The sequence below is a fragment of the Pseudomonas sp. PDM26 genome (assembly GCF_019219185.1).
Lineage (GTDB): Bacteria > Pseudomonadota > Gammaproteobacteria > Pseudomonadales > Pseudomonadaceae > Aquipseudomonas.
The window spans coordinates 1-539 of the sequence record NZ_JAHUWC010000043.1 but is presented as its reverse complement, the minus strand read 5'-3'; the positions used below and the strand labels follow the sequence as shown (position 1 = coordinate 539).

The 539-nt window shown below is 58.4% G+C and carries 1 pseudogene; it reads right to left on the bottom strand.

Annotated elements, in window-relative coordinates:
* Window positions 1–539, bottom strand: a pseudogene (locus KW849_RS31000) (hypothetical protein); the annotation flags it as partial.

Here is a 539-nt window from a genome sequence, read left to right as displayed (position 1 = left end):
CGACAGGCTGCTCGAGCACCACTATCTGATCTGTCGCTACCGGCTCAATGGCGCCTTCCAGCGCGTCAAAATGCACATACTGGTTGATGCGCTCGAGCTTGCGAAACTCGCCTTCGCCACTGACCGTTACTTGTGAATCGACCGGCAACTCGAAAATGACGTTATCTGAATCGGCAATTACTGGTTCGGCCCGGACGTTGACTAACCTCGTCGACGAACTGACGCGGGTTTCTTTGCCGTCCGGGTGTATGAGCAAGCGGGTGGCAACATAACCGTTAATCGAGCCGTCGGGGTTGAGCAAACCGCCCGGTCCCAGGCTGCTCTCTAATCTGCGGAACTCTCCGCTGCCACTGATAGTTACTTCGGCTCCTCGCGGCAGAAAGTCGATGACCTGGCCATGCCCCTTGTTGTACACCTTCAGACCACGCTGTTCGGGCTGGCCGGGGTGAATGTCGTTTGCCGTCTGTTTGACGCGAAAGGTCGGGCGCTCGGGCCAGAATGGCGGGCGAGCGAGGGTGGAATCCTGCTGGTACTTCCCC